A 20,924-nucleotide genomic window follows, 5' to 3' on the forward strand; every position below is an offset into this window, starting at 1 on the left:
AGGGGGTAGCGATGAGAGAGACGAATCCGGGTCCGCCGGACGACATGGACGACCTGATGGCCGATTCCGATGCCGCGCTGCAGCGGTTGTGTGCCGCGGTCCAGCGGAGAAGCCCAGAAGTGGACCCTTCCAACGACATTCAGGAAGACGGTGCCCGCTTCTTCATCGCACCGGCGTCCGCGCCCGGCGCGTCGATCCTCGATGCCATCAGCGCTCTGAGGGTCGCCGTCGTCGGCGCCGCAGATCTGGCCAACGCACGGACGCGGGTGATCGTCGAGACGATGACCGACGACGGGGCCGACGACTCGATACCGGACCCGGGGGCGTTGTTCCGCCGCGGCGAGCAGACGCTGCGGCGTGTGCTCGGTGACGTGTTCGACTGAGCGGGAAGGGATCAGCGACATGCCGGGACCTCCACCCGCACTCCCCGTGACTCCACTGCCAAAGCTGAAGCAGTGCACGTCGGTCGACGACGTCGTCGCGAACTTCGACGTGATCATCGACTGGGCGATCACGGCGAAGAACGGTCTCGGGTATTTTCCGACCGTCTACAAGCGCGCAACGCTCGCAATCCGGGACAAAATCGAGCAAGGCGATTACTTCGACGACAACGACCGGATGACCCGGTTCGACATCATCTTCGCGCAACGCTACTTCGACGCACTCAACGCCTACTTCCACCCGCAGGCGTATGACGCCCCCACGCACACCTGGCAGTGGTGTTTCGACGGGCACGAGTATCCCGAGCCCGATGACCCGATCATGTTGCAGCACATGCTGACCGCAGTGAACTCACATGTGAACCTCGACCTCGGGATCGCGGCGGCGATGGCGGCCGGCGACGAACCCATCGCGCGCCTGAAGAAGGACTTCAACCGCATCAACGACCTGCTGGCCGGGGAGGTCGGGATCTTCCTGGTGACGCTGTCGACGCTGTCGCCGCGCGTGAGGCTGATTCGTCGGCTGCTGTTGTGCGAGGACGAGATTCTGGGCGAAGTGCTGAAGATCTTCCGGGATCTGGCATGGGCATTCTCCAATCAGATTGCCCAGCAGCCGAAAAGGCGGCGCGACAACATCGCCGTCCACGACGCGTGGGCGGGAGTCCTCGGGTCGTACTATCTGCACCCGAGCGACACGGTGCACCGCCTGGTGCGCTGGATCGGCGAGACCGAGAGTCAGGACGTCGCCACGAACATCAAGGTGCTCGACGGTCGGATCTGATTGCAGGTCAACGGAAGTCCGCGAAGAATGCCGCCACCTCGTCGACGTAGAGTTCGGGCTGCTCGAATGCCGCGAAGTGTCCACCGCGCGGCATCGTCGTCCACCGGGTGATGTTGGGGTAGTTGGCCTCGCACCAATGCCTGGGCGAGCGAAGGATCTCCATCGGGAACGACGCCACCCCGGTGGGTAGCGTGACGGGGCCGCCACCGGTGAAGCTGCCGAAGCTCTCCCAATACAGACGCGCCGACGACGCACCGCTGCCGGTGACCCAGTACAGCATCACGTTGTCGAGCAGTTCGTCCTTGGTGAGGACGTTCTCGGGGTGCCCGTCGCAGTCCATCCATGACCAGAACTTCTCGACGATCCAGGACAGCTGCCCGACAGGGGAGTCGACCAGGCCGTAGCCGAGCGTCTGCGGGCGCGTCGACTGCTGTTTGGAGTACCCCGAATCCCATTGGCGGTAGTAGCCGAGACGTTCCAGTGCGGCGAGTTCGTCGGCGCTGGGGTCGGACAGGTTCTTCGGGGGCCGTCCCATCGGCATGTTCGTGTGGATCGCTACGCAGTTCCCTACATTGCGACCGATCTGTGTGGTGACGGCGGCTCCCCAGTCGCCGCCCTGTGCGCCGTAGCGCCGGTAGCCCAATCGCCCCATCAATGTCTCCCACGCCTGCGCGATCCGGCCGACACCCCACCCGGTGGCCGTCGGCTTGCCCGAGAAGCCGTACCCGGGAAGGGACGGGCACACCACGTCGAAGCCCGCGTCGCTGAGCGGTTCGATGACCTTGCCGAACTCGACGATGGACCCGGGCCAGCCATGGGTGATGATCAACGGGAACGCGTCGTCGCGCCCGCAGCGCTGGTGCACGAAGTGGATGTCGAGGCCGTCGATCTCGGTGGTGAAGTGGTCGAAGCGGTTCAGCGCGGCCTCGCGGGAGCGCCAGTCGTATTGGTCGGCCCAGTACTCGGCGAGCTCAAGCGTGTACGCCAGGGGGATGCCCTGGCTCCAGTCGTCGACACATTCCGGTTCCGGCCAGCGGGTCCGCCTGAGGCGGTCGGCGAGATCATCCAGCACGTCAGCGGGGACGTCGATCGTGAACGGCTGAATGGCGACCATGGCCCATCCTGGCATTTGGATAATCGGACAGTGTGGGGACCCCGACGCTCATCCTGATCGCCGCGACGACACTGGCCGCGTGTGTCGCGCTCGGCGGCGCCCTCTACGAGGTGCTCGTCGTCGATCCGTTCTGGCCCAAGCGGCCGGGCATCATCCAATCGCGCAACGGTGGCATTTCGCGGGTCCGGTTCTGGTTGCCCGCCCCCGTCATCTTCGAGGTGCTGCTCGTCGTCACGCTGATCGTCACCTGGGGCGACTCCGACGTCGGCGCGGCTCTGCTGGTGGCGTTGGTCAGCCACGCCGCAATGCGCTTGTGGGCGTTGTTCGACTTGATTCCCAAAGGTGCGGAGTTCGAACGTAAGGATCCCGCCGACGTCGACGAGGCGGCGGCGGTGAAGTGGACTCGGCGCAACATCATTCGAGTGCCGATGCTGCTCGTCACGTCCTGCGCGATGCTCGCCGCGCTCGCGCTTGCCTGATCAGATCTGCGGCGGAGTGAACTGGCTGTCAACGGCTTTGGCGATGTCAGGCTTCGAGTTCCCCGATCACGCGGCTCTCGATGGCTGCGCGGGTCGCGGCGGGAAGCACGATCAGGCCTGCGAGTTCCTTCTGCGCACGCCCGTACGCGCTGTCGCGTTCCTGGGGCGTCGCCCCGCTGTCGGCAGCCAACCGCAGCAGGCTCTGGGCCCGTGCCAACCTCTCCTGATCGGCGGCCGAGAAATCACTGCGGCGCCGCCGGATGGCCTCGGACTCGGCGATGTCGAACGCCGAGACGTAGTCGTTGACGGCATCGCGGTACTCGAGTTGGGCGTCGCGATCGTCGAGGACGTCGTCGATCGTGCCGGGCCGCAGCAGATCGGCACGATTCTTGGCTCTGTGGAATCCTAGCGTCAGCGGCTCCCGCATGTCGGTCATCACCGGGAAGTCCAGCAGTTTGGCGACGTCGACCTCATAGGACAGCCACCGCTGATCCGTCGCGTCGTGAAGGTCGGCGACCTTGGCCATCTCGCGGCGGTTCCCGTCCGTGCGCGCCTGGCCGGTGGCGTGCGCGTGTGCCAGCGCGACCTTCGTCTCCTGCTTGATGCGGTAGCGCTCGAGTCTGCGCTGCGCCCGGCGCTCGTTGGCTGCCGCGATCCCCTTCGCGGCGGCGCCGATCGTTCCGCCGAACACGAAGATCAGCCACCAGAAGTTGCTGATGAAATGCAGCACGGCGCCCACATCTCCAGAATGCCACCGGGCGTTGTGGTGGGATTGGTCCGTGACAGACGCAGCAAACCCTGATCCGGCGGTCATCGCCCGAGCGATCACGATGCGGGGCCCTTCGGGACCCGTGTACGGACCCGTCGACCTCGACATTACAGCCGGCGGCGTCACGGTGCTGGTTTGCCCGCCCGGATCGGGGCGCACGGCGCTGCTGATGACGCTCGCGGGCCGCATGCGTCCCGGGTCGGGCACCCTGTCGGTCTTCGGCCGGAGCAAGGTCCGCGACGTCTTCACCGGCGCCGCCCTCGCGGCGATCGAGGACCTCGACGGCGTCTCGGAATCCGTAACCGTCGGCGACGCGCTCACCGAACAGATGCGCTGGGACGCGCGCTGGTACAAGCTGATCGGGCGCGCCGACGAGGCCGCCCTAGCGAAGATCTGCGGACCGGTGTTCGGAGATCTCCCGTTACCGCCGTTGCACGAGTACGTCGAGGAACTCAGCGAACTCGACCGCATGCTGCTGCGAGTCGCGCTGGCCAACACCGCACGCCCGCCGCTGCTCGTGGTCGGCGACATCGAGCAGGTCACCCACGACGAAAGCCGAGAGCATCTCGTCGCGCGTCTCGTCGAACTCGGCGCGGAGCAGACGGTGGTCACGGCGAGTGCGAACGGCGTGACCGATCACCCCGTGCATCAGATCCCCGTCGAGAACACCTCCCGCGTCAGCCACGCCGGTCAGCAGAAAGGTGGTGCCTGATGGCGCTCGCCGGAATGTCGTTGGGCACCGATCTCAAGCGGTACTCCCGCGGATCGATGCCCCGGATCGCGCTGGTCACGATCATCCTGATGCCCTTGCTCTACGGGGCCATGTACCTGTGGGCGTTCTGGAATCCGTTCGCCGAGGTCGGCAAGGTCCCGGTCGCGCTGGTCAACGAGGACCGCGGCGTACAGACCCAGGGACAGGAGTTGCGCGCCGGCGACCAGGTCGCCGAAGCGCTCATCGGTTCCGGCCAGCTCAAACTCACCGAGATGTCGGCCGAGGAAGCCGCGGACGGCGTCGCCAGTGGCGATTACTACTTCTCGATCACGCTGCCGCAGGACTTCAGCGAACGTGTCGCGTCGCCGTCGGGCGAGGACCCGCAGCAGGCGCAGATCACGTTCACGTTCAACGATGCCAACAACTACCTGGCGTCGATCATCGGGCAGAACGCGTCCCGCGAGGTCGTCAATCAGGTCAACGCCAAGATCGGCGAACAGACGGTGGGCGCCGTCCTGTCGGGACTGACCGATGCGGGCAAGGGCCTCGATCAGGCCGCCGACGGGGCCCAGCAGCTCGCGACGGGTCTCGACAGTGCCGATGACGGGGCCCATCGACTGGCCGCCGGTGCCGACACGTTGTCGTCGGGCCTCGACAGCGCGCGGGCCGGCTCCGCCGAATTGGCCGCTGGCACCAGGCAATTGGCGGGTGCCGTGGATACCGCGACCGATCCGCTGCTGGAGATGCTGGATCGTGTCGGCGGGCTGAGACTCAACCCCGATGAGGTCGCGATTGCCGCGCAGCACCTGTCCAGCGCCGTCCGCTCGACCACCGATCGCATCGCCGCCCTGAACGTCAACAGCGCGCAGGCCGCGGCGATCGTCGACCAGGCCGTGGGGTTCCTCCAGGCAAATCCTGATCCCGCGGTGCGCGACGCGGGGCACGCGCTGGCCGGTGCGCAGCGACTGTTGCGCGCGCAAGGTATCGATCCGACCACCGATGACGGGCTGATCCGCCTGCGCGACAGCGCATCCCGTCTGGAGGACGAGCTCGGTGACCCCAACAGCAAGCTGCGCGTCTTCCTGGCCAATGCGCTCAACGGCGGGCTTCGCTCCGACATCGCCAAGCTCAGAGACGGCGTCGACGAGCTGAACTCCGGTGCGCAGCGCCTGAGCGCCGGTTTGGTGCAGCTTTCTGACGGCGGCCACGAATTATCCAGTGGAGCAAGTCAACTCGCTGACGGTACGCAGAAGTTGCGGGACGGCGGTCAGGAGTTGGCCACCAAACTGCGGCAGGGTTCCACCCAGATCCCCTCGTGGACTCCGCAACAGCGCACCGAGGTGGCGCAGACACTGGCGGCGCCGGTGGGGGCGGACCTGGTGAACAACAATCCCGCACCCACCTTCGGCACGGGTTTCGCGCCGTTCTTCATGCCGCTGGCCCTGTTCATCGGCACGCTGATCATCTGGATGTTGTTGAAGCCGTTGCAGTCCCGTCCCATCGTCAACGGCCTGGGCGCCCTGCGGGTGGTACTGGCCTCGTACTGGCCCGCCTTGCTGATCGCGGTGTGCCAGGTCCTCGTCATGTACGGGGTCGTCCACTTCGGTGTCGGTCTGCAGGCCAAGTATCCACTGGCGACGGTGGCTTTCCTCGTGCTCATCGCCGGTACGTTCCTCGCGATGATCCAGGCGTTCAACGCGGTGTTCGGGGTGCCCGTCGGCCGGGTGGTCACTCTCGCATTCCTGATGCTGCAGCTGGTGTCCGCGGGCGGGATCTATCCGGTCGAGACGACGGCGAAACCGTTCCAGATCATCCACCCGTTCGATCCGATGACGTACGCGGTCAACGGGCTGCGGCAGCTCACCGTCGGTGGCATCGACTCGAGGCTGTGGATCGCGATCGCGGTGCTCGGTGGTCTGCTTGTGGCGTCTCTGGCGGCCAGTGCGTGGGCGGCCAGACGCAACCGCCAGTACACGATGGACCGTTTGCGCCCACCGATCGAGGTCTAATTTCCCACTAGGGCAGGCCGATGCGGCGGTAGCGCTCGAACCGGGCGGCCAGTCGCTGCTCGTCCGGTATCGAGCGCAGCTGGTGAAGTTCCGCGGCGATCGTCGCCGACAGCCGCTCGGTGAACGCCCGGGGTTCGTCCGCGGCGTCCGGATACTCGGGCACCACGGTGTCGACGATCCTGTTGCGCAGCAGGTCGACCGACCGGATCCCCTGGGCGGCGGCCAGTTCCGGGGCATGGTCGACATCGCGAAACACGATGGCGCTGGCGCCTTCTGGAGGCAGGGGCGCCAGCCAGCCGTGCAGGGCGGCGAGCACACGGTCGGCGGGCACCATCGCCAGCGCAGGCCCGCCGCTGCCCTGGCCGAGTAGCACCGAGACCGTCGGCGTGTCCAGCGTGACCAATTCGGCGAGGCAGTGGGCGATCTCCCCGGCGAGCCCGCCCTCCTCGGCTTCGGCCGACAGGGCGGGGCCCGCGGTGTCGATGACGAGGACCAGCGGCAGCTTCAGGCTCGCCGCCAGGGCCATACCGCGCCGGGCCTCACGCAGCGCCGCAGGACCGACGAGCCCACCGGTGACGCGCTGCTGCCCGAGGACCACGGCCGGTTGCCCGCCGAAGCGGGCCAGCGCCAGCATCATCGTGGCGTCCTCTCCCTGCCCCGTGCCGGACAGCAGCACGCGCTCGGTCGAGCCGTGGCGCAACAGGAAGCTGACACCGGGCCGATCGGGGCGTCGGGAAATCTCGACGGAGTCCCACGCCGGGATGTCGGGCAGCGGCTCGGGCTCGGGCATCGCGGGTGGCTCGCCAGGGCCATCGGCGACAACTTTCAACGTCCGGTCCAGGGTGGTCCGGAGGATCTCCAGGGGCACCACGGCGTCGACGACTCCGTGACGCTGCAGGTTCTCGGCAGTCTGGATGCCCTTCGGGAACGGTTCACCGTAGAGATGCTCATAGACGCGGGGACCGAGGAATCCGATCAGCGCTCCCGGCTCGGCGGCCGTGACGTGGCCCAGCGACCCCCAGGACGCGAACACCCCGCCGGTGGTCGGATGCCTCAGATACACCAGGTAGGGCAGGTGTGCTTTCTTGTGCAGCTCGACCGCGGCGGCGATCTTGACCATCTGCAGGAACGCGACGGTGCCCTCCTGCATGCGGGTGCCGCCGGAACTCGGTGACGCGAGAAGTGGCAGCTGCTCGGCGGTGGCCCGGTGAATCGCGGCGATGATGCGCTCGGCCGCCGCGACGCCGATGGAGCCGGCAAGGAAGTCGAACTCGCAGGCCACGAGCGCGACACGGCGGCCGAACACCAGGCCTTCGCCGGTCAGCACGGACTCGTCGAACCCGGTCGCGGCCGCGGCAGCGTCGAGTTCGGAGCGATATTCCGCGGACATCGGGACGGCCGCGGGCGGTTCATCCCAGCTGGTGAAGGAGCCTTCGTCGAGGAGCGCATCGCGCAGCTGCAGGGCACCGATCCGGCTCACAGGAAAAAGGCTAATAGTGTGGGCTCATGATTGGAGTGACCCGCGACGGCCACGTGATGACTCTGGAGCTGCAGCGCCCCGAGCGGCGCAATGCCCTCAACGCCGAACTCGTGGACGGTCTGCGCGATGCGATCGAGAAAGCTGCTGCCGATGACGTCCGCGCCATCGTCCTGACCGGGGCGGGGCACGTCTTCAGCTCGGGCGCCGACCTCTCAGGCGGCCAGGGTGTCGCCGACGAACTGCCGGACAAGGCGAAGGCGCTGAACCTGGCGATCGACCGGGCGCCGATCCCGGTGATCGGCGCCATCAACGGTCCGGCGATCGGGGCAGGGGTCATCCTGTCGATGATCTGCGACCTGCGCGTCGTCGCACCGGAGGCGTACTTCCAGTTTCCGGTGGCGAAATACGGTATCGCGCTGGACAACTGGAGTATCCGCAGGTTGACGTCGCTCGTCGGTGCAGGGCGGGCCAGGGGCATGCTGATGGCGGCCGAACGCCTCACCGCCGACGTCGCGCTGCAGACGGGCATGGCCAACAGGATCGGCACGCTCGCCGACGCGCAGGCCTGGGCGCAGGAGATCGCCGGTTTCGCGCCGCTGGCGCTGCAGCACGCCAAGCGAGTTCTCAACGACGACGGCGCGTACGAAGATCCGTGGCCCGCGCACGAGGAACTCTTCGAGCGCGCGTGGAAGAGCCAGGACATCATCGAAGCCCAGGTGGCACGCATCGAGAAGCGCCCACCGAACTTCCAGGGCGCCTGATGATCGGGCGCACGGCGCTGCGATTCGGGTTCGGGACGGCGTCGCTGCTGGCCGGCGGGTGGGTGCTGCGCGCGCTGCAGGGCACCCCGGCCTCGCTGGGGGCCACCCCGGCCGAGATCGCGCCGGTCGCCCGCCGCTCGCCGCACTACAAGGACGGCAAGTTCATCAACCTGGAGGCTTCGTCGTCGGGTTTCCCGATGGACCGCGAGTTGCAGCGCAAACTGCTCCGCGACCTGGCCAACGCCTCGTCGGTCGGGAAGCCGCCGGGGCCGATCCCGATGAAGGATCCGCCGACGGTCGATCCGACGGCAGCCGATGCCGCAGCCAGTTGGTATGGCCACTCCAGCGCGCTGATCGAGATCGACGGCTACCGGGTGCTGGCCGACCCGGTATGGAGCGAGCGGTGCTCGCCGTCGCGCAATGTCGGTCCGCAGCGCATGCACGACGTGCCGCTGCTCCTTGAAGCACTCCCGGCTCTCGACGCGATAGTGATCAGCCACGACCACTACGACCACCTCGACATCGACACCATCGTGGCGTTGGCACGCAGTCAGCGGGCACCGTTCGTCGTCCCGCTGGGCATCGGCGTGCACCTGCGCAAGTGGGGCATCCCCGAAAGCCGGATCGTCGAACTCGACTGGCACGAAGCCCACCAGATCGGCGACCTGACACTGATCTGCACGCCCGCCCGGCACTTCTCGGGCCGCCTGTTCTCCCGCGATACCACGCTCTGGGCCTCGTGGGTGATCAGCGGGCCGGCGCACAAGGCATTCTTCGGCGGCGACACCGGATACACGAAGAGCTTCGCCGACATCGGGGCGCAGTACGGGCCGTTCGACCTGACGCTGTTGCCGATCGGCGCGTACCACCCGGCATTCGCCGATATCCACATGAACCCCGAAGAGGCGGTGCGCGCGCATCTGGACCTCGCCGATGTCGACAACAGCCTGATGGTGCCCATTCACTGGGCGACCTTCCGGTTGGCCCCGCACCCGTGGGCGGAGCCGGTCGAGCGGCTGGTCGCGTCCGCCGACGTCGAACGGGTACGTATCGCGGTGCCGATGCCCGGCGAACGCGTGCTTCCCGACTCGACATTCACCCCGTGGTGGCGGCTCTAGACGACGGCGACGCGTTACCGTTCTGGGCATGAAACCACCGGTTCGGGCGGTCGCGGTCGCGGTGACACTGGCTCTGTTGGCCGGCTGTGGCTCGAACAGCACCGAATCTGCTGCGCCGAGCACGCCGTCGCTGGGCGATTTCTCGGACGTGCCGCCGCCGCTGGTTCCGGCGCTGCCGCTCCCGGAGAACGCGGTCGCCGACGCCGTGTCGAAGCTCGACGGTCTCGCCGAGGACCTGATGTCGAAGTCGGGGATTCCCGGGATGGCGATTGCTGTCGTCCACGAGGGAAAGACGGTGTACGCGAAGGGTTTCGGGGTCAAGAACAACACTTTGTCGGACGACCCCAGCAACAAGGTCGACCCTGACACGGTGTTCCAGCTGGCGTCGCTGTCGAAGCCGATCAGCGCGACGGTGGTCGCCACGTTGGTCGGACAGAACCGGACGAGCTGGGACACCCCGATCGTGTCGCAGCTGCCCTGGTTCGCGCTGTCGGACCCCGCCGTGACACAGATGCTCACCGTCGGCGACATGTTCTCGCACCGCTCCGGGCTGCCCGACCACGCCGGGGATCAGCTCGAGGACCTCGGATATGACCGGCGCCAGGTGCTCGAACGGCTCCGCCAGCTTCCGCTGAGCCAGTTCCGGACCTCCTACGCCTACACCAACTTCGGGCTGACCGCCGGTGCCGAGGCAGTGGCCACCGAGGCGGGGAAACCCTGGGAGGACCTGGCCGCCGAAACACTGTTCGGCCCCCTCGGCATGACGTCGACGAGCTATCAGTTCAGCGATTACGAGTCGCGGCCCGACCGCGCGGTCGGCCACATCCGCATCGACGACCGCTACGAACCCCGCTATGTGCGCAACGCGCAGGCGCAGTCGCCGGCGGGCGGGGTCAGTTCATCGGTCAACGACATGACGCGGTGGATGGCGATGGTGCTCGCCGACGGCCAGCATGACGGCCGTCCGCTCATCGACCCGAAAGCGTTGCTGCCCGCGATCACCCAGCAGGTGGTCTCCGACCGCGCCTCAGAGCCGGCGATGAGGTCCGGGTTCTACGGGTACGGCTTCAACGTCGGTGTCACATCCGGTGCTCGCACCCAGCTGAGTCATTCGGGCGCCTTCGAACTGGGCGCGGCCACCAATGTTCTGTTCCTTCCGTCGGCCGACGTCGCGATCGTCGCGCTGACCAACTCCACCCCGGCGGGCATCCCCGAGACGCTGACCGCAGAGTTCGCCGATCTCGTGCAGTTCGGCCAGGTCCGCGAGGACTGGTATGCGTTGTACGGCAATGCCTTCGAGGAGATGGACAAGCCCGTGGGTTCGCTGGTCGGGCAGCAGCGCCCCGTCGACGCGGAACCGCATGGCCCGTTCCCGTCGTACACGGGTGTGTACAACAACGACTACTGGGGTCCGGCGACGGTCACCGAACGAGACGGGGTGCTCGAGCTGGCTCTCGGCCCTCGCGGTGTTTTCAAGCTCCAGCCGTGGAACGGCAACGTCTTCACATTCCCGATCGCGTCCGAGAACGCCCCGCCCGGAACGGTTTCGACGGCGACCTTCGACGGGCCGAAGCTCACGCTGGAGTACTTCGACGCGGAGGGCAAAGGAGTGTTCTTGCGATGAGCGCGTACGTGGCAACGAAACTCGACTTTTGCAGACAAAGTGCGAGTAGCTATCGGCAAAACTCGGATCTCGTGACCGGCGGTGCGTGCCGATGAGCGCCCCAGTGATCACCGGACTCTCCGATGCCGAGGTCGCCCAGCGTGTCGCCGACGGTAAGACCAACGACGTCCCCACCCGCGCGGCCCGCAGTGTCTCGGAGATCATCCGCGGCAACGTCTTCACCCGCATCAACGCCATCCTCGGTGTGCTGTTCGTCATCGTGCTGTCGACCGGCTCGGTGATCAACGGTGCTTTCGGTCTCCTGATCATCGCCAACAGCGCGATCGGCATCATTCAGGAACTGCGAGCCAAGCAGACGCTGGACAAGCTGGCCATCGTCGGGCAAGCGAAACCCTTGGTGCGCAGGCAGTCCGGAACAGTTCCGCTGAGCCCTAACGAGGTCGTCCTCGACGACGTCATCGAGCTCGGGCCCGGCGACCAGATCGTCGTCGACGGCGAAATCCTCGAGGAGGCCAACCTCGAAGTCGACGAATCACTGCTGACCGGTGAAGCCGACCCGATCGCGAAAGATGCCGGCGATCAGGTGATGTCGGGCAGCTTCGTCGTCGCCGGCAGCGGTGCTTACCGTGCTACCAAGGTCGGTCGCGAAGCGTATGCGGCCAAGCTTGCCGAGGAGGCCAGCAAGTTCACGCTGGTCAAATCCGAACTGCGCAGCGGCATCAACAAGATTCTGCAGTTCATCACCTACCTGCTGGTACCCGCAGGCGCCCTGATCATCTACACGCAGCTGTTCACCACCGACGCGGGATGGCGCGAATCGGTGCTGCGCATGGTCGGGGCGCTCGTGCCGATGGTGCCCGAAGGTCTGGTGCTGATGACGTCGATCGCCTTCGCGGTTGGGGTCATCCGGTTGGGCCGCAGGCAGTGTCTGGTCAACGAACTGCCGGCCATCGAAGGGCTGGCCCGCGTCGACGTGGTCTGCGCCGACAAGACCGGAACGCTGACCGAGAACGGCATGAGGGTCAGCGACCTCAAGAATCTGGACGCGGCAGGGGTTGCGGATGTGCTGGCGCAACTCGCCGCCGACGACGCTCGACCCAACGCCAGCATGGCGGCGATCGCCGAGGCCTACAAGATGCCGCCGGGATGGACCGCAACGGCCAGCGCGCCGTTCAAGTCGGCCACCAAATGGAGTGGCACGTCCTATGGGGAGCACGGAAACTGGCTGATCGGCGCTCCGGACGTGCTGCTGGACCCGGCCTCGCCGGTCGCCGAGGAGGCGGAGCAGATCGGTGCCCAGGGTTTGCGGGTGCTGCTGCTCGGTTCGTGTGACTGCTCCGTCGACGACGCCAACGCACCGGGAACCGTGCACCCGGCCGCTCTGGTGGTGCTCGAACAGCGGGTCCGCCCTGATGCCCGGGACACCTTGGATTACTTTGCCTCGCAGAAGGTCTCGATCAAGGTCATCTCCGGCGACAACGCGGTGTCGGTCGGGGCGGTGGCGGGTTCGCTCGGCCTCGAGGGTGAGACGATGGACGCCCGCAGGTTGCCCGACCGGCCTGATGAACTCGCCGACACGCTCGAGGAGTACACGACGTTCGGCCGGGTCCGGCCGGACCAGAAGCGGGCGATGGTGCACGCGTTGCAGTCCCGCGGACATACCGTCGCGATGACCGGGGACGGCGTCAACGACGTCCTCGCGCTCAAGGACGCTGACATCGGGGTCGCGATGGGTTCCGGAAGCTCCGCGTCCCGCGCGGTCGCGCAGATCGTGTTGCTGGACAACAAGTTCGCCACTCTGCCCTATGTCGTGGGTGAGGGCCGCCGGGTCATCGGCAACATCGAGCGCGTCTCGAATCTGTTCCTCACCAAGACCGTCTACTCGGTGCTGCTTGCTGTCCTCGTCGGGCTGGCGGGGTTGTCGGCGAAGATCTTCGGCACCGACCCACTGCTCTTCCCGTTCCAGCCCATCCACGTCACGATCGCGGCCTGGTTCACGATCGGGATCCCGGCGTTCGTGCTGTCGCTGGCTCCGAACAACGAACGCGCCCATCCCGGGTTCGTGCGCCGGGTGATGACGTCGGCGCTCCCGTCCGGTCTCGTCGTCGGCGTCGCGACGTTCACCTCCTACCTGGTGGCCTACCAGGGCCGCGCAGCCACCGAGACCGAGCAGACGCAGGCGTCGACCGCGGCGCTGATTACGCTGCTGGTGGCCGCGGTGTGGGTGCTGGCCGTCGTGGCCCGTCCCTACGAGTGGTGGCGCGTGGCGCTGGTCGCGGTCTCAGGCTTGGCTTACGTCGTCATCTTCAGCATCCCGGTGGCGCGCGAGTTGTTCATCCTGGACCCGTCGAATGCCGCGACGACGACGGCGGCGCTGGGAATCGGGCTTGCCGGGGCCGTCGCTATCGAGGTGATCTGGTGGGTGCAGGGCCGTGTGCTGGGCGAACAGCGCAGATTGTGGCGCTCCCGCGAAGGGTAGTTTGAGGTCATGGGATTTCTGGACAAGGCCAAAGATCTACTCTCCAAGAACGCCGACAAGGTCGACACCGTGATCAATAAGGCGGGTGACCTCGTCGACAAGAAGACGCAGGGCAAGTACGCCTCGACCGTGGACAAGGTGCAGGAAGCGGCGAAGAAGGCCGTCGCGGACCAGAGGAATCAGGGCCCGCAGGTGTCACCGGACCAGCAGTCGGGCCAGGTTCCGCCGGCCTCGCCGCCTCCGACGACACCTCCGCCTCCCGCGACGCCGCCGCCACCTCCGCCGCCGCAGGCACCGCCGACTGCGCCCCCGACCTCGTAGGGCATGGCGAAGCTTTCCGTCTCGGTCGACGTTCCGCTCCCGCCCGAGAAGGCGTGGGATGCCGCGTCGGACCTGTCCCGGTTCAAGGAATGGCTGTCCATTCACCGCGTGTGGCGTTCGACGCTGCCCGACGTCATCGCCAAGGGCACCGAAGTCGACTCGATCGTCGAGGTCAAAGGCATGATGGTTCGGATGCACTGGACTGTCGTGCACTACCGGCCGCCGGAGTCTCTGACGCTCAACGGTGACGGCAAGGGCGGCGTCAAGGTCAAGATGATGGGCAAGATCAAGCCGTCGGGAGACGGTTCAACCGTCACCTTCGACGTCCACCTCGGCGGCCCGGCGCTGTTCGGCCCGATCGGGATCGTCGTGGCCTCCGCGCTGAAGGGCGACATCCAGGAGTCGCTGAACCGCTTCAAGGCGGTCTTTTCTTGACCGCGAGCAGACGCAAACTCACCTGTTTCGGCCCCGAATCGTGTGACTTTGTGTCTGCTCGCCGGAGGAACTCGTGAGCACTGTCGCCGGTCGGCTTGCCGCGGCGGTCCGCGATCTCGTCGGGATCGAGCTGCCGGTGCGGATCCGGGCGTGGGACGGTTCGGAGGCGGGCCCGGCCGACGGGCCCGTGCTTGTCATCCGGTCGAGGCGTGCACTGCGCCGACTGATGTGGTCGCCGGGGGAGATGGGGCTGGCGCGGGCCTATGTGACGGGCGATCTCGATGTCGACGGTGACCTCGCCGACGGGTTCCGGCGCGCGTGGAAGGTGGCCCGTGACCACTCGGTCGCCCCGTCATTGTCGTTGCGCGACAAGCTTTCTGCTGTAGTCGTGGCCGCGCGGCTGGGAGTGATCGGCCCGCCGCCGAAGCCTCCCGCTTCGGAGGCGCGGCTGTCGGGCCGGTTGCACACCCGTCGCCGCGACCGCGACGCCATCGCGCACCACTACGATCTGTCCAACGAGTTTTACGAGCTGCTGCTCGACGAGCACATGGCCTACTCGTCGGCGTACTTCGAGCATCCGGACCAGGCGCTCCATGACGCGCAAACCGCGAAGCTCGATCTGGTCTGTCGCAAACTGAAACTTCAGCCGGGGCAACGCCTTCTCGACGTCGGCTGCGGCTGGGGTTCGATGATCCTGCACGCGGCCCGCGAGTACGGCGTGCACGCGACAGGTATCACGCTGTCGGCGCAGCAACGCGAGTTCATCACCGAACGCGTTGCGCAGCAGGGTCTTTCGGATCGCATCGAGGTGCGTCTGCAGGATTACCGGGAGCTTCCGGAGGAGGGGGAGTTCGACGCCGTCAGCTCGATCGAGATGGGCGAACACGTCGGCGAGGGCAACTACGGTCTGTACACCGCCATCATGTTCGACGCGCTGAAACCCGGCGGTTCGCTTCTCCTGCAGCAGATGTCGAGGAGGGCCGACGCCGCACCGGGCGGCGGTGCGTTCATCGAGTCCTACATCGCCCCGGACATGCACATGCGCCCGCTGTGGCAGACGCTGCGGTTCCTTCAGGACACCGGGTTCGAGATCCGCGACGTGCAGGCGATGCGCGAGCATTACGTGAGCACCGTCGACCGGTGGATCGACACGTTCGAGGACCGCTACGGCGAGTTCGTCGCGCTGCTCGGCGAAGAGACCGCGCGGGTCTGGCGGCTCTACCTCGTCGGCGGCGGGCTCGCCTTCGAGGAAGGCCGCATGGGTGTGGACCAGATCCTGGCGTGCCGCCCGACCACGGAGTAACTACAGGACGAAAGACGCCAGGGCGGCGTCGATCTCGGTGTCTCCGGAGATGACGTCGAACGTCGTGCCCGCGGTCTGCGGTGCATCCAGCACCGCGACCAGCACGGCGGCGACGTCTGCGCGGGGGATGGCGCCGCGGCCGGTGTGCTCGGCGATCGTCACCTGCCCGGTGGCGTCGTCGTCGGTGAGCTGCCCCGGACGCACGATGGTTGCGAGAAGCGCTGCGCGCGAACGGATCACATCGTCGGCGGCACCTTTGGCGCGCAAGTAGGTGGTGAAGACGTCCTCGTCGGGTTCGACGGGGAGGTCGGCGTCGGCGCCCATCGCCGAGATCATCACGTACCGCTCGACACCCGCGGCCTCTGCCGCGTCGGCGAGCAGGATCGCTGCGTCGCGGTCTACGGTCTCCTTGCGGGCCGCGCCGCTGCCCGGTCCCGCCCCCGCGGCGAAGATCACCGCGTCTGCGCCCCGCAGGTGTGTGGACACCACACCGTTGGTGGTGTTCTCCAGATCGACCACAATCGGCTCGGCGCCTGCCACGCGCAGTTCGTCGGCATGGTCAGGGTTGCGGATGAACCCGGCGACCGAGTCGCCTCGGGCCGACAGCAGCCGTTCGGTGATCAACGCGATCTTGCCGTGTCCTCCGGCGATGACGACCCGCATGCGGCCTACTTTCTTCGGCGCCGCACCAGCTTCGCGAACTCCACTGTCGAGCGGCGCACCGATTCGAACTCGAGCGACACGAACAATGTATCCACCATTGCAAACGGAAGCGTGGTGGCGACCGCACCGCGTCCGTATTCGAGGTGCCACGAGCCCGGGTGGATGGTCAGCCCGCGGGCGTGGCCCCGCTCCAGGCAGGTGCGCTCGCCGGGCAGCAGCGCCGGCAGCGCCGTGGTGTCGTCGGATTCCAGGTCGTAGGAGTCGATCTGTCCGGCCAGCAGGAACTTGTGGATGTCGACGTGCTTGTATCTACCGGAGAAACCCTGTGTGCCCGTGGGGGATCCGAAGATCACGAGGTACTCGCGCGGGGTGAAGTACAGAAACCGGACCTTGCCGAGGACGCCGCCGGCCTTGCTGCCGACCCAGCGCCCCGGAGCATCGTCGACCAAGTCGGGGTACTCGGCCGCGAGCAGCTCGACCGTGCGGGTGATCAGCTCGCCGTTCTCCAGCGGCAGGCCGACCACTTGCTCGGCCACACCGTGCAGCACGTCAGGATCGATCTTGTACTTCATCAGTCGAACTCCAGGGGCAGGCTCGTCGGGCCGCTGAGACCCAGTAGCGGTTTCCACGGCACCGCGCCCGCGGTGCGCGGGTTCGGGAGCCGTCGCGCCAAGATCGTCAGGGCTTCGGCAAGCTCGAGCCGGGCAAGGTGGGCGCCGAGGCAATAGTGCACGCCGCCGCCGAAGGTCAGGATCGGGGGTGGCTCGTCGCGGGTGATGTCGAAACGGGTCGGGTCGTCGTACACCGCGGGGTCCCGGTTGGCGGCGTAGGTGTTGACGAGGATGAATGTGCCTGCGGAGAAATGGTGTTCCCCGATCTCGACGTCGGCCGCCGCGCTGCGCACGGTGCTGCACATCGACGGCGAGTGCCGCATCGTCTCCTCGACGGTGCGCATCGCCAGCTCGGGGCGCTCGCGGAGCAGCTTCCACTGCTCGGGATGCTCGCACAGCACCTGCATCGACGCGGCGAGCTGGCTGCGGGTGGTGTCTGTTCCCGCGACGAGGATCGAGAACGCCAGCATGCGCAGTTCGGCAGCGTTCAACCGGTCGCCGCCGTCCTCGATCCGGATCAGATCGGACAGCAGATCGTCGGTGAGGTGGCGCCGGCGGTCGGCAACCATCCCGTCGATGTAGTCGTCGAACTCACCCCACGCTTTCAGCACGACCGGCTCCTCCTCGACGAGGTTGCAGTCGAAGCTGACGATCTTGAAGATGTCTTCTGCCCACCGCGAGAACTGCTGCCAGTCCTCGCGGGGCGCTCCGAGAAGCGCGCAGATGATCGGGATCGGGTACGGGCGGGCGATGTCGGCGACGAACTCGCAGTGCCCCCTGTCCTGGACAGCGTCGACCAGCTCGTTCATGACGCTGTGGATCGCGTCCTGCATGCGCGCCGTCGCGCGCGGTGTGAAGGCCCGCGACACCAGGCTGCGCAGCCTCCGGTGTTCGTCGCCCTCCATGTTCAGGATGCTTCGGGTCACCCTGTCCCACAACGGCCCTGAGGTGATGCCGTGCGCGGACAGATGGATGCCCGGAGGGATCACGAACCGCGGATCGCGCAGCACGGTGCGGGCCATCTCGTAGGAGAGCACCTCGGGGCCGATCGGGCCGAGCGCCACAGGGGCGATCTTCTGGGCCGCCCGGAACTGCGGGTAGATCTGCTGCGGGGTGTCGGTGAGCCCGTAGTCGAGGGTCACGCTCATAACGCCGTCGCTCCGAGAATCAGCGGCAGCGTCGGCAGTGTGCATGTCGCCGACGGCCAGGTGATCTCGGGGACGTACCCGGGTGCGAGCGTGAAATCGGGTATGCGGGCCAGCCATTCGGCGACGACGAGCTTGAGCTCCATCCGGGCGAGGTGAGATCCGAGGCAGCGGTGTGGTCCACCGCCGAAACCCCAGTGCTTGTGCAGCTTTCCGTCCAACACGATGTCGTTGACCGAGTGCTCGTCGGTGTCGTCCCGGTTGATCGCGCCGAGGCAGAGCCGGACTTCTGCCCCCGCGGGCAGTTCGACGCCTGCGACGGTCACAGGCCGGGTGGTGACGCGGCCGACGATCGGTGCCGCCGGTTCGAGCCGGATCATCTCCTCGACGAAACACGCCACACCGTCAGGATTGTCGATGAGGGACGCGCGCAACTCCGGGCGGCGGGCCAATTCCAGCAGCGTGGCGCCGATGGTGGACGTGACCGTATCCAGCCCGGCGAGCACGAACACCAGCGACAGCCCGACGGCCTCGTTGTCGGTGAGCGGGTCTTCACCGTGCAGCAGAGCCGAAAGAATGCCGTCGCGAGGGTTGTCGCGTTGCTGGGCAACGGCTTCGGTGAGATAGGTGTACAGCTCGATCGCGGGGGTGAGGTCGACACTCGACGGATCGGTCGTCAGGCTGAACGCGATGATGGCGTCCTTCCACGCGATCAACCGCTCCTTGTCGTCCAACGGGAGTCCGAACAACGTCAGGAACACCTGCGACGGATAGGGCGTGGCCAGTTCAGCCATCACTTCGCAGTGGCTCTGCGTGGCGATCGTCTCGACGATGTCGATGGCCTGTGCCTGCAACGATGGGAGCAGCCCGCCCAACGTCTGCGGGCTGAAGAACGGGTGCAGGATGTGCCGGTACCGGGTGTGGTCCGGCGGGTCGAACCCAAGCGGCACCAGGGGGACCGGGCTGATCATGTCGTCGTAGGCGATCTGCGACGAGAACACCTGCGGATTGCGAAGCGCGGCAAGGACATCGTCGCGGCGCGTCAGGTAAAACCAGCCGTCGCCGTAGAGCACCGGCCCGAGGTCGCGCAGCGCGGCCCAGCCCAGGCCCCGGTCTGACGCCATGGGCAGGTCGCCGTAGAGGACGTGTGGCAAGCCGTTCATCACGCCGGTCATGAGATGTTGGTGGCCAGGAACGTCAGCGGGAGTCCGAGGACGGACAGGTCGATCTCGTCGAGGTAGGAACCGTCGCCGGAGAACCCCTGCCGGAATCGGACGGCCGAACCGTAGCGCTGCGCCACCTGTTCGGCTGCGGCGACTTCGGGGACCTGCAGGACCACCGTGTAGATGCCGTCACCGTGGGCGTCCAGAAATTCGTTGACCGACGCCGCCACCGAGGCCGTCGACCCGGGAATGGGGGAGATCAACTCGACGCCGCGGTCCCAGTCCAGCTGCACACGGACACCGAGGTCGGTGAGTTCGCCTGCGTTGAAGGAGAACCCGAGATCGGCGAACATCTGCGTCACGGTGGCCGCACGCTCCGCTGCGACGGCGAAGACCACGTGGTGCAGGTTCGGGGCCGCGGTCACCCTCGCTTCAGTGTTCACCCTCGTTTCAATGTTCACGGCCGCACCAGACCTCGGGGGCGGATCAACCCGAGATCGAGGTGGTTGAGCCAACCGGGTGGAGCGTCGCAGACATCGGGTATCGCGTTGATCGCACCCATCGCTGTCCAGTCGTACCCCGGGTGGGTGACGGTACCGTCGGCCTTGCGGCCGCCCTTGAGGACCAGCTCGGTCGGCGGGTCGCCTTCGATGACGATCTCGTACCGCGTCTCACCCCAGTCCCACGGCGGATCGAGCTTGTCGGGGCCGGTGGTGAGGTAGACGGCGTGAAAGACGATGAGGGGTTTGCCGTCGACCCAGGCGGTCCACTCGTGCCGCTGCGCGGCGACGGTGCCCTTGGCGATGACACCCTCGTCATGCGGGATGTCCTCGACGGCGGTCGCGACACCGACCTCTGCTGCGGTGACTTCGTCGATGGTGACACCGAGTCCGTCGGCGATCATGTGCATCGATTGTGCGAAGAACGGTTGACCGAGTCCGAGAATCGTTGGCTCGGTGAGGAATTTATCTTTGTCCTTACCGAAACCCATCCAGTCGATGTGGTCCAGCGGCGCATCCTTGATGACGTCGACGACCTCGTACACGTGGATCGTGTCCACTCGGCTCATCACACGCGCCAGGGTGAGCGGCAGGATGTCGCCGGCGTACCCGGGGTGGATGCCGCCGCCGTGGAACGAGGTGCCGCCGTCGGCGCAGGCGGCACGGATCTGCTCGGCGGGGTCGCGGAAGTCCGGCGACGGATGAAAGAACCCTGCGGTGGTCACGACGTTCTTACCGGAGCGCAGCAGCCGGCACACGGTGTCGACGTCCATGATGATCGGTGTGTAGAACACGCAGTCGGCGTCCAGCGCGACGATCGCGTCGACGTCGTCGGTGGCGGTGATGCCGACCGGTTTGATGCCGGCGATCTCACCGGCGTCTCTGCCGACTTTGTCCTTGCTGTGCACCAGAACCCCGACGAGGTCGTAGATCGGGTTGTCGGCGAAATGCCGCACCCCAACCTGTCCGACGTCGCCCGTCATCCACTGGATCACACGGTAGGACTTCATGGTCCAC

General features: G+C 66.9%; 21 protein-coding genes. 12 read left to right on the plus strand and 9 right to left on the minus strand.

Going from position 1 to position 20,924, the window contains the following annotated elements; genetic code table 11:
* Positions 1-11 precede the first annotated feature (11 nt).
* Together P9A17_RS13875 and P9A17_RS13880 are read left to right on the plus strand one after the other, a co-directional pair.
* Complete coding sequence (locus P9A17_RS13875) at positions 12-383, plus strand: hypothetical protein (protein WP_278039216.1); 372 nt, start codon at positions 12-14, stop codon at positions 381-383.
* A 19-nt stretch (positions 384-402) separates the two neighbouring features.
* Entirely contained in the window at positions 403-1,221 is an 819-nt protein-coding gene (locus tag P9A17_RS13880) for a DUF5995 family protein (protein ID WP_278039217.1), read from the plus strand.
* 7 nt (positions 1,222-1,228) lie between these two features.
* Here P9A17_RS13880 and P9A17_RS13885 read toward each other — a convergent pair whose 3' ends face one another.
* Positions 1,229-2,335, minus strand: a complete 1,107-nt coding sequence (locus P9A17_RS13885; RefSeq protein ID WP_278039218.1) for an epoxide hydrolase family protein — start codon at positions 2,333-2,335, stop codon at positions 1,229-1,231.
* 32 nt (positions 2,336-2,367) lie between these two features.
* Here P9A17_RS13885 and P9A17_RS13890 point away from each other — a divergent pair, with 32 nt between their 5' ends.
* On the plus strand, positions 2,368-2,814 hold the full coding sequence (locus P9A17_RS13890) for a hypothetical protein (protein ID WP_278039219.1): 447 nt from the start codon (positions 2,368-2,370) through the stop codon (positions 2,812-2,814).
* A gap of 46 nt (positions 2,815-2,860) precedes the next feature.
* On the opposite strand, the gene P9A17_RS13895 is transcribed toward P9A17_RS13890, so the two are convergent.
* Complete coding sequence (locus P9A17_RS13895; RefSeq protein ID WP_278039220.1) at positions 2,861-3,553, minus strand: hypothetical protein; 693 nt, start codon at positions 3,551-3,553, stop codon at positions 2,861-2,863.
* A gap of 40 nt (positions 3,554-3,593) precedes the next feature.
* Here P9A17_RS13895 and P9A17_RS13900 point away from each other — a divergent pair, with 40 nt between their 5' ends.
* Positions 3,594-4,295, plus strand: coding sequence for an ATP-binding cassette domain-containing protein (locus P9A17_RS13900; protein WP_278039221.1), 702 nt, complete (start codon positions 3,594-3,596; stop codon positions 4,293-4,295).
* Positions 4,295-6,304, plus strand: a complete 2,010-nt coding sequence (locus P9A17_RS13905) for a YhgE/Pip domain-containing protein (protein ID WP_278039222.1) — start codon at positions 4,295-4,297, stop codon at positions 6,302-6,304. The genes P9A17_RS13900 and P9A17_RS13905 overlap by 1 nt, the downstream gene beginning before the upstream one ends.
* Before the next feature lie 7 nt (positions 6,305-6,311).
* Here P9A17_RS13905 and P9A17_RS13910 read toward each other — a convergent pair whose 3' ends face one another.
* Positions 6,312-7,784, minus strand: coding sequence for a carboxyl transferase domain-containing protein (locus P9A17_RS13910; RefSeq protein WP_278039223.1), 1,473 nt, complete (start codon positions 7,782-7,784; stop codon positions 6,312-6,314).
* 26 nt (positions 7,785-7,810) lie between these two features.
* Between P9A17_RS13910 and P9A17_RS13915 the strand changes: the two genes are divergently transcribed.
* The 7 genes from P9A17_RS13915 (at position 7,811) to P9A17_RS13945 (ending at position 15,825) form a co-directional block, all read left to right on the plus strand.
* Positions 7,811-8,545, plus strand: coding sequence for an enoyl-CoA hydratase (locus P9A17_RS13915; RefSeq protein WP_278039224.1), 735 nt, complete (start codon positions 7,811-7,813; stop codon positions 8,543-8,545).
* Positions 8,545-9,663, plus strand: a complete 1,119-nt coding sequence (locus tag P9A17_RS13920) for an MBL fold metallo-hydrolase (protein ID WP_278039225.1) — start codon at positions 8,545-8,547, stop codon at positions 9,661-9,663. Before P9A17_RS13915 ends, P9A17_RS13920 begins: the two co-directional genes overlap by 1 nt.
* A 28-nt stretch (positions 9,664-9,691) precedes the next feature.
* The gene (locus P9A17_RS13925; protein WP_278039226.1) at positions 9,692-11,287 is read left to right on the plus strand and encodes a serine hydrolase; all 1,596 of its coding nucleotides are present in this window, start codon (positions 9,692-9,694) and stop codon (positions 11,285-11,287) included.
* Between the two features lie 91 nt (positions 11,288-11,378).
* Positions 11,379-13,766, plus strand: a complete 2,388-nt coding sequence (locus P9A17_RS13930) for a cation-translocating P-type ATPase (protein WP_278039227.1) — start codon at positions 11,379-11,381, stop codon at positions 13,764-13,766.
* Positions 13,767-13,775: 9 nt separating this feature from the next.
* Entirely contained in the window at positions 13,776-14,087 is a 312-nt protein-coding gene (locus tag P9A17_RS13935; protein ID WP_278039228.1) for an antitoxin, read from the plus strand.
* Between the two features lie 3 nt (positions 14,088-14,090).
* Complete coding sequence (locus P9A17_RS13940) at positions 14,091-14,522, plus strand: SRPBCC family protein (protein WP_278039229.1); 432 nt, start codon at positions 14,091-14,093, stop codon at positions 14,520-14,522.
* Between the two features lie 73 nt (positions 14,523-14,595).
* Positions 14,596-15,825, plus strand: coding sequence for a cyclopropane-fatty-acyl-phospholipid synthase family protein (locus P9A17_RS13945; protein WP_278039230.1), 1,230 nt, complete (start codon positions 14,596-14,598; stop codon positions 15,823-15,825).
* Here P9A17_RS13945 and P9A17_RS13950 read toward each other — a convergent pair whose 3' ends face one another.
* The 6 genes from P9A17_RS13950 to P9A17_RS13975 form a co-directional block, all read right to left on the minus strand.
* Entirely contained in the window at positions 15,826-16,488 is a 663-nt protein-coding gene (locus P9A17_RS13950; protein WP_278039231.1) for an NAD(P)H-binding protein, read from the minus strand. It lies immediately after the preceding gene.
* A gap of 5 nt (positions 16,489-16,493) precedes the next feature.
* Complete coding sequence (locus P9A17_RS13955) at positions 16,494-17,060, minus strand: isomerase (RefSeq protein ID WP_278039232.1); 567 nt, start codon at positions 17,058-17,060, stop codon at positions 16,494-16,496.
* Positions 17,060-18,247 (minus strand): cytochrome P450, encoded by a 1,188-nt coding sequence (locus P9A17_RS13960; RefSeq protein WP_278039233.1) that lies wholly within the window; start codon positions 18,245-18,247, stop codon positions 17,060-17,062. Before P9A17_RS13960 ends, P9A17_RS13955 begins: the two co-directional genes overlap by 1 nt.
* Complete coding sequence (locus P9A17_RS13965; RefSeq protein ID WP_278039234.1) at positions 18,244-19,419, minus strand: cytochrome P450; 1,176 nt, start codon at positions 19,417-19,419, stop codon at positions 18,244-18,246. Before P9A17_RS13965 ends, P9A17_RS13960 begins: the two co-directional genes overlap by 4 nt.
* Positions 19,416-19,760 (minus strand): hypothetical protein, encoded by a 345-nt coding sequence (locus P9A17_RS13970; protein WP_278039850.1) that lies wholly within the window; start codon positions 19,758-19,760, stop codon positions 19,416-19,418. The genes P9A17_RS13965 and P9A17_RS13970 overlap by 4 nt, the downstream gene beginning before the upstream one ends.
* 104 nt (positions 19,761-19,864) lie before the next feature.
* Positions 19,865-20,917 carry a dihydrodipicolinate reductase gene (locus P9A17_RS13975; RefSeq protein ID WP_278039235.1) on the minus strand — a complete coding sequence of 351 codons (1,053 nt, stop codon included), beginning with the start codon at positions 20,915-20,917 and terminating at the stop codon, positions 19,865-19,867.
* Positions 20,918-20,924: the final 7 nt, after the last annotated feature.

Source organism: Mycobacterium sp. 236(2023) (genome assembly GCF_029623955.1).
In the GTDB taxonomy this organism is placed as follows: domain Bacteria; phylum Actinomycetota; class Actinomycetes; order Mycobacteriales; family Mycobacteriaceae; genus Mycobacterium.

Bases quoted from the DNA above. Each gene is read 5' to 3' on its own strand.
- P9A17_RS13940 (WP_278039229.1), top strand. From the start codon at position 14,091: ATGGCGAAGCTTTCCGTCTCGGTCGACGTTCCGCTCCCGCCCGAGAAG.
- P9A17_RS13925 (WP_278039226.1), top strand. From the start codon at position 9,692: ATGAAACCACCGGTTCGGGCGGTCGCGGTCGCGGTGACACTGGCTCTG.
- P9A17_RS13960 (WP_278039233.1), bottom strand. From the start codon at position 18,247: ATGAGCGTGACCCTCGACTACGGGCTCACCGACACCCCGCAGCAGATC.
- P9A17_RS13905 (WP_278039222.1), top strand. From the start codon at position 4,295: ATGGCGCTCGCCGGAATGTCGTTGGGCACCGATCTCAAGCGGTACTCC.
- P9A17_RS13880 (WP_278039217.1), top strand. From the start codon at position 403: ATGCCGGGACCTCCACCCGCACTCCCCGTGACTCCACTGCCAAAGCTG.
- P9A17_RS13950 (WP_278039231.1), bottom strand. From the start codon at position 16,488: ATGCGGGTCGTCATCGCCGGAGGACACGGCAAGATCGCGTTGATCACC.
- P9A17_RS13955 (WP_278039232.1), bottom strand. From the start codon at position 17,060: ATGAAGTACAAGATCGATCCTGACGTGCTGCACGGTGTGGCCGAGCAA.
- P9A17_RS13915 (WP_278039224.1), top strand. From the start codon at position 7,811: ATGATTGGAGTGACCCGCGACGGCCACGTGATGACTCTGGAGCTGCAG.
- P9A17_RS13970 (WP_278039850.1), bottom strand. From the start codon at position 19,760: ATGTTCGCCGATCTCGGGTTCTCCTTCAACGCAGGCGAACTCACCGAC.
- P9A17_RS13885 (WP_278039218.1), bottom strand. From the start codon at position 2,335: ATGGTCGCCATTCAGCCGTTCACGATCGACGTCCCCGCTGACGTGCTG.
- P9A17_RS13875 (WP_278039216.1), top strand. From the start codon at position 12: ATGAGAGAGACGAATCCGGGTCCGCCGGACGACATGGACGACCTGATG.
- P9A17_RS13965 (WP_278039234.1), bottom strand. From the start codon at position 19,419: ATGACCGGCGTGATGAACGGCTTGCCACACGTCCTCTACGGCGACCTG.
- P9A17_RS13975 (WP_278039235.1), bottom strand. From the start codon at position 20,917: ATGAAGTCCTACCGTGTGATCCAGTGGATGACGGGCGACGTCGGACAG.
- P9A17_RS13920 (WP_278039225.1), top strand. From the start codon at position 8,545: ATGATCGGGCGCACGGCGCTGCGATTCGGGTTCGGGACGGCGTCGCTG.
- P9A17_RS13930 (WP_278039227.1), top strand. From the start codon at position 11,379: ATGAGCGCCCCAGTGATCACCGGACTCTCCGATGCCGAGGTCGCCCAG.
- P9A17_RS13935 (WP_278039228.1), top strand. From the start codon at position 13,776: ATGGGATTTCTGGACAAGGCCAAAGATCTACTCTCCAAGAACGCCGAC.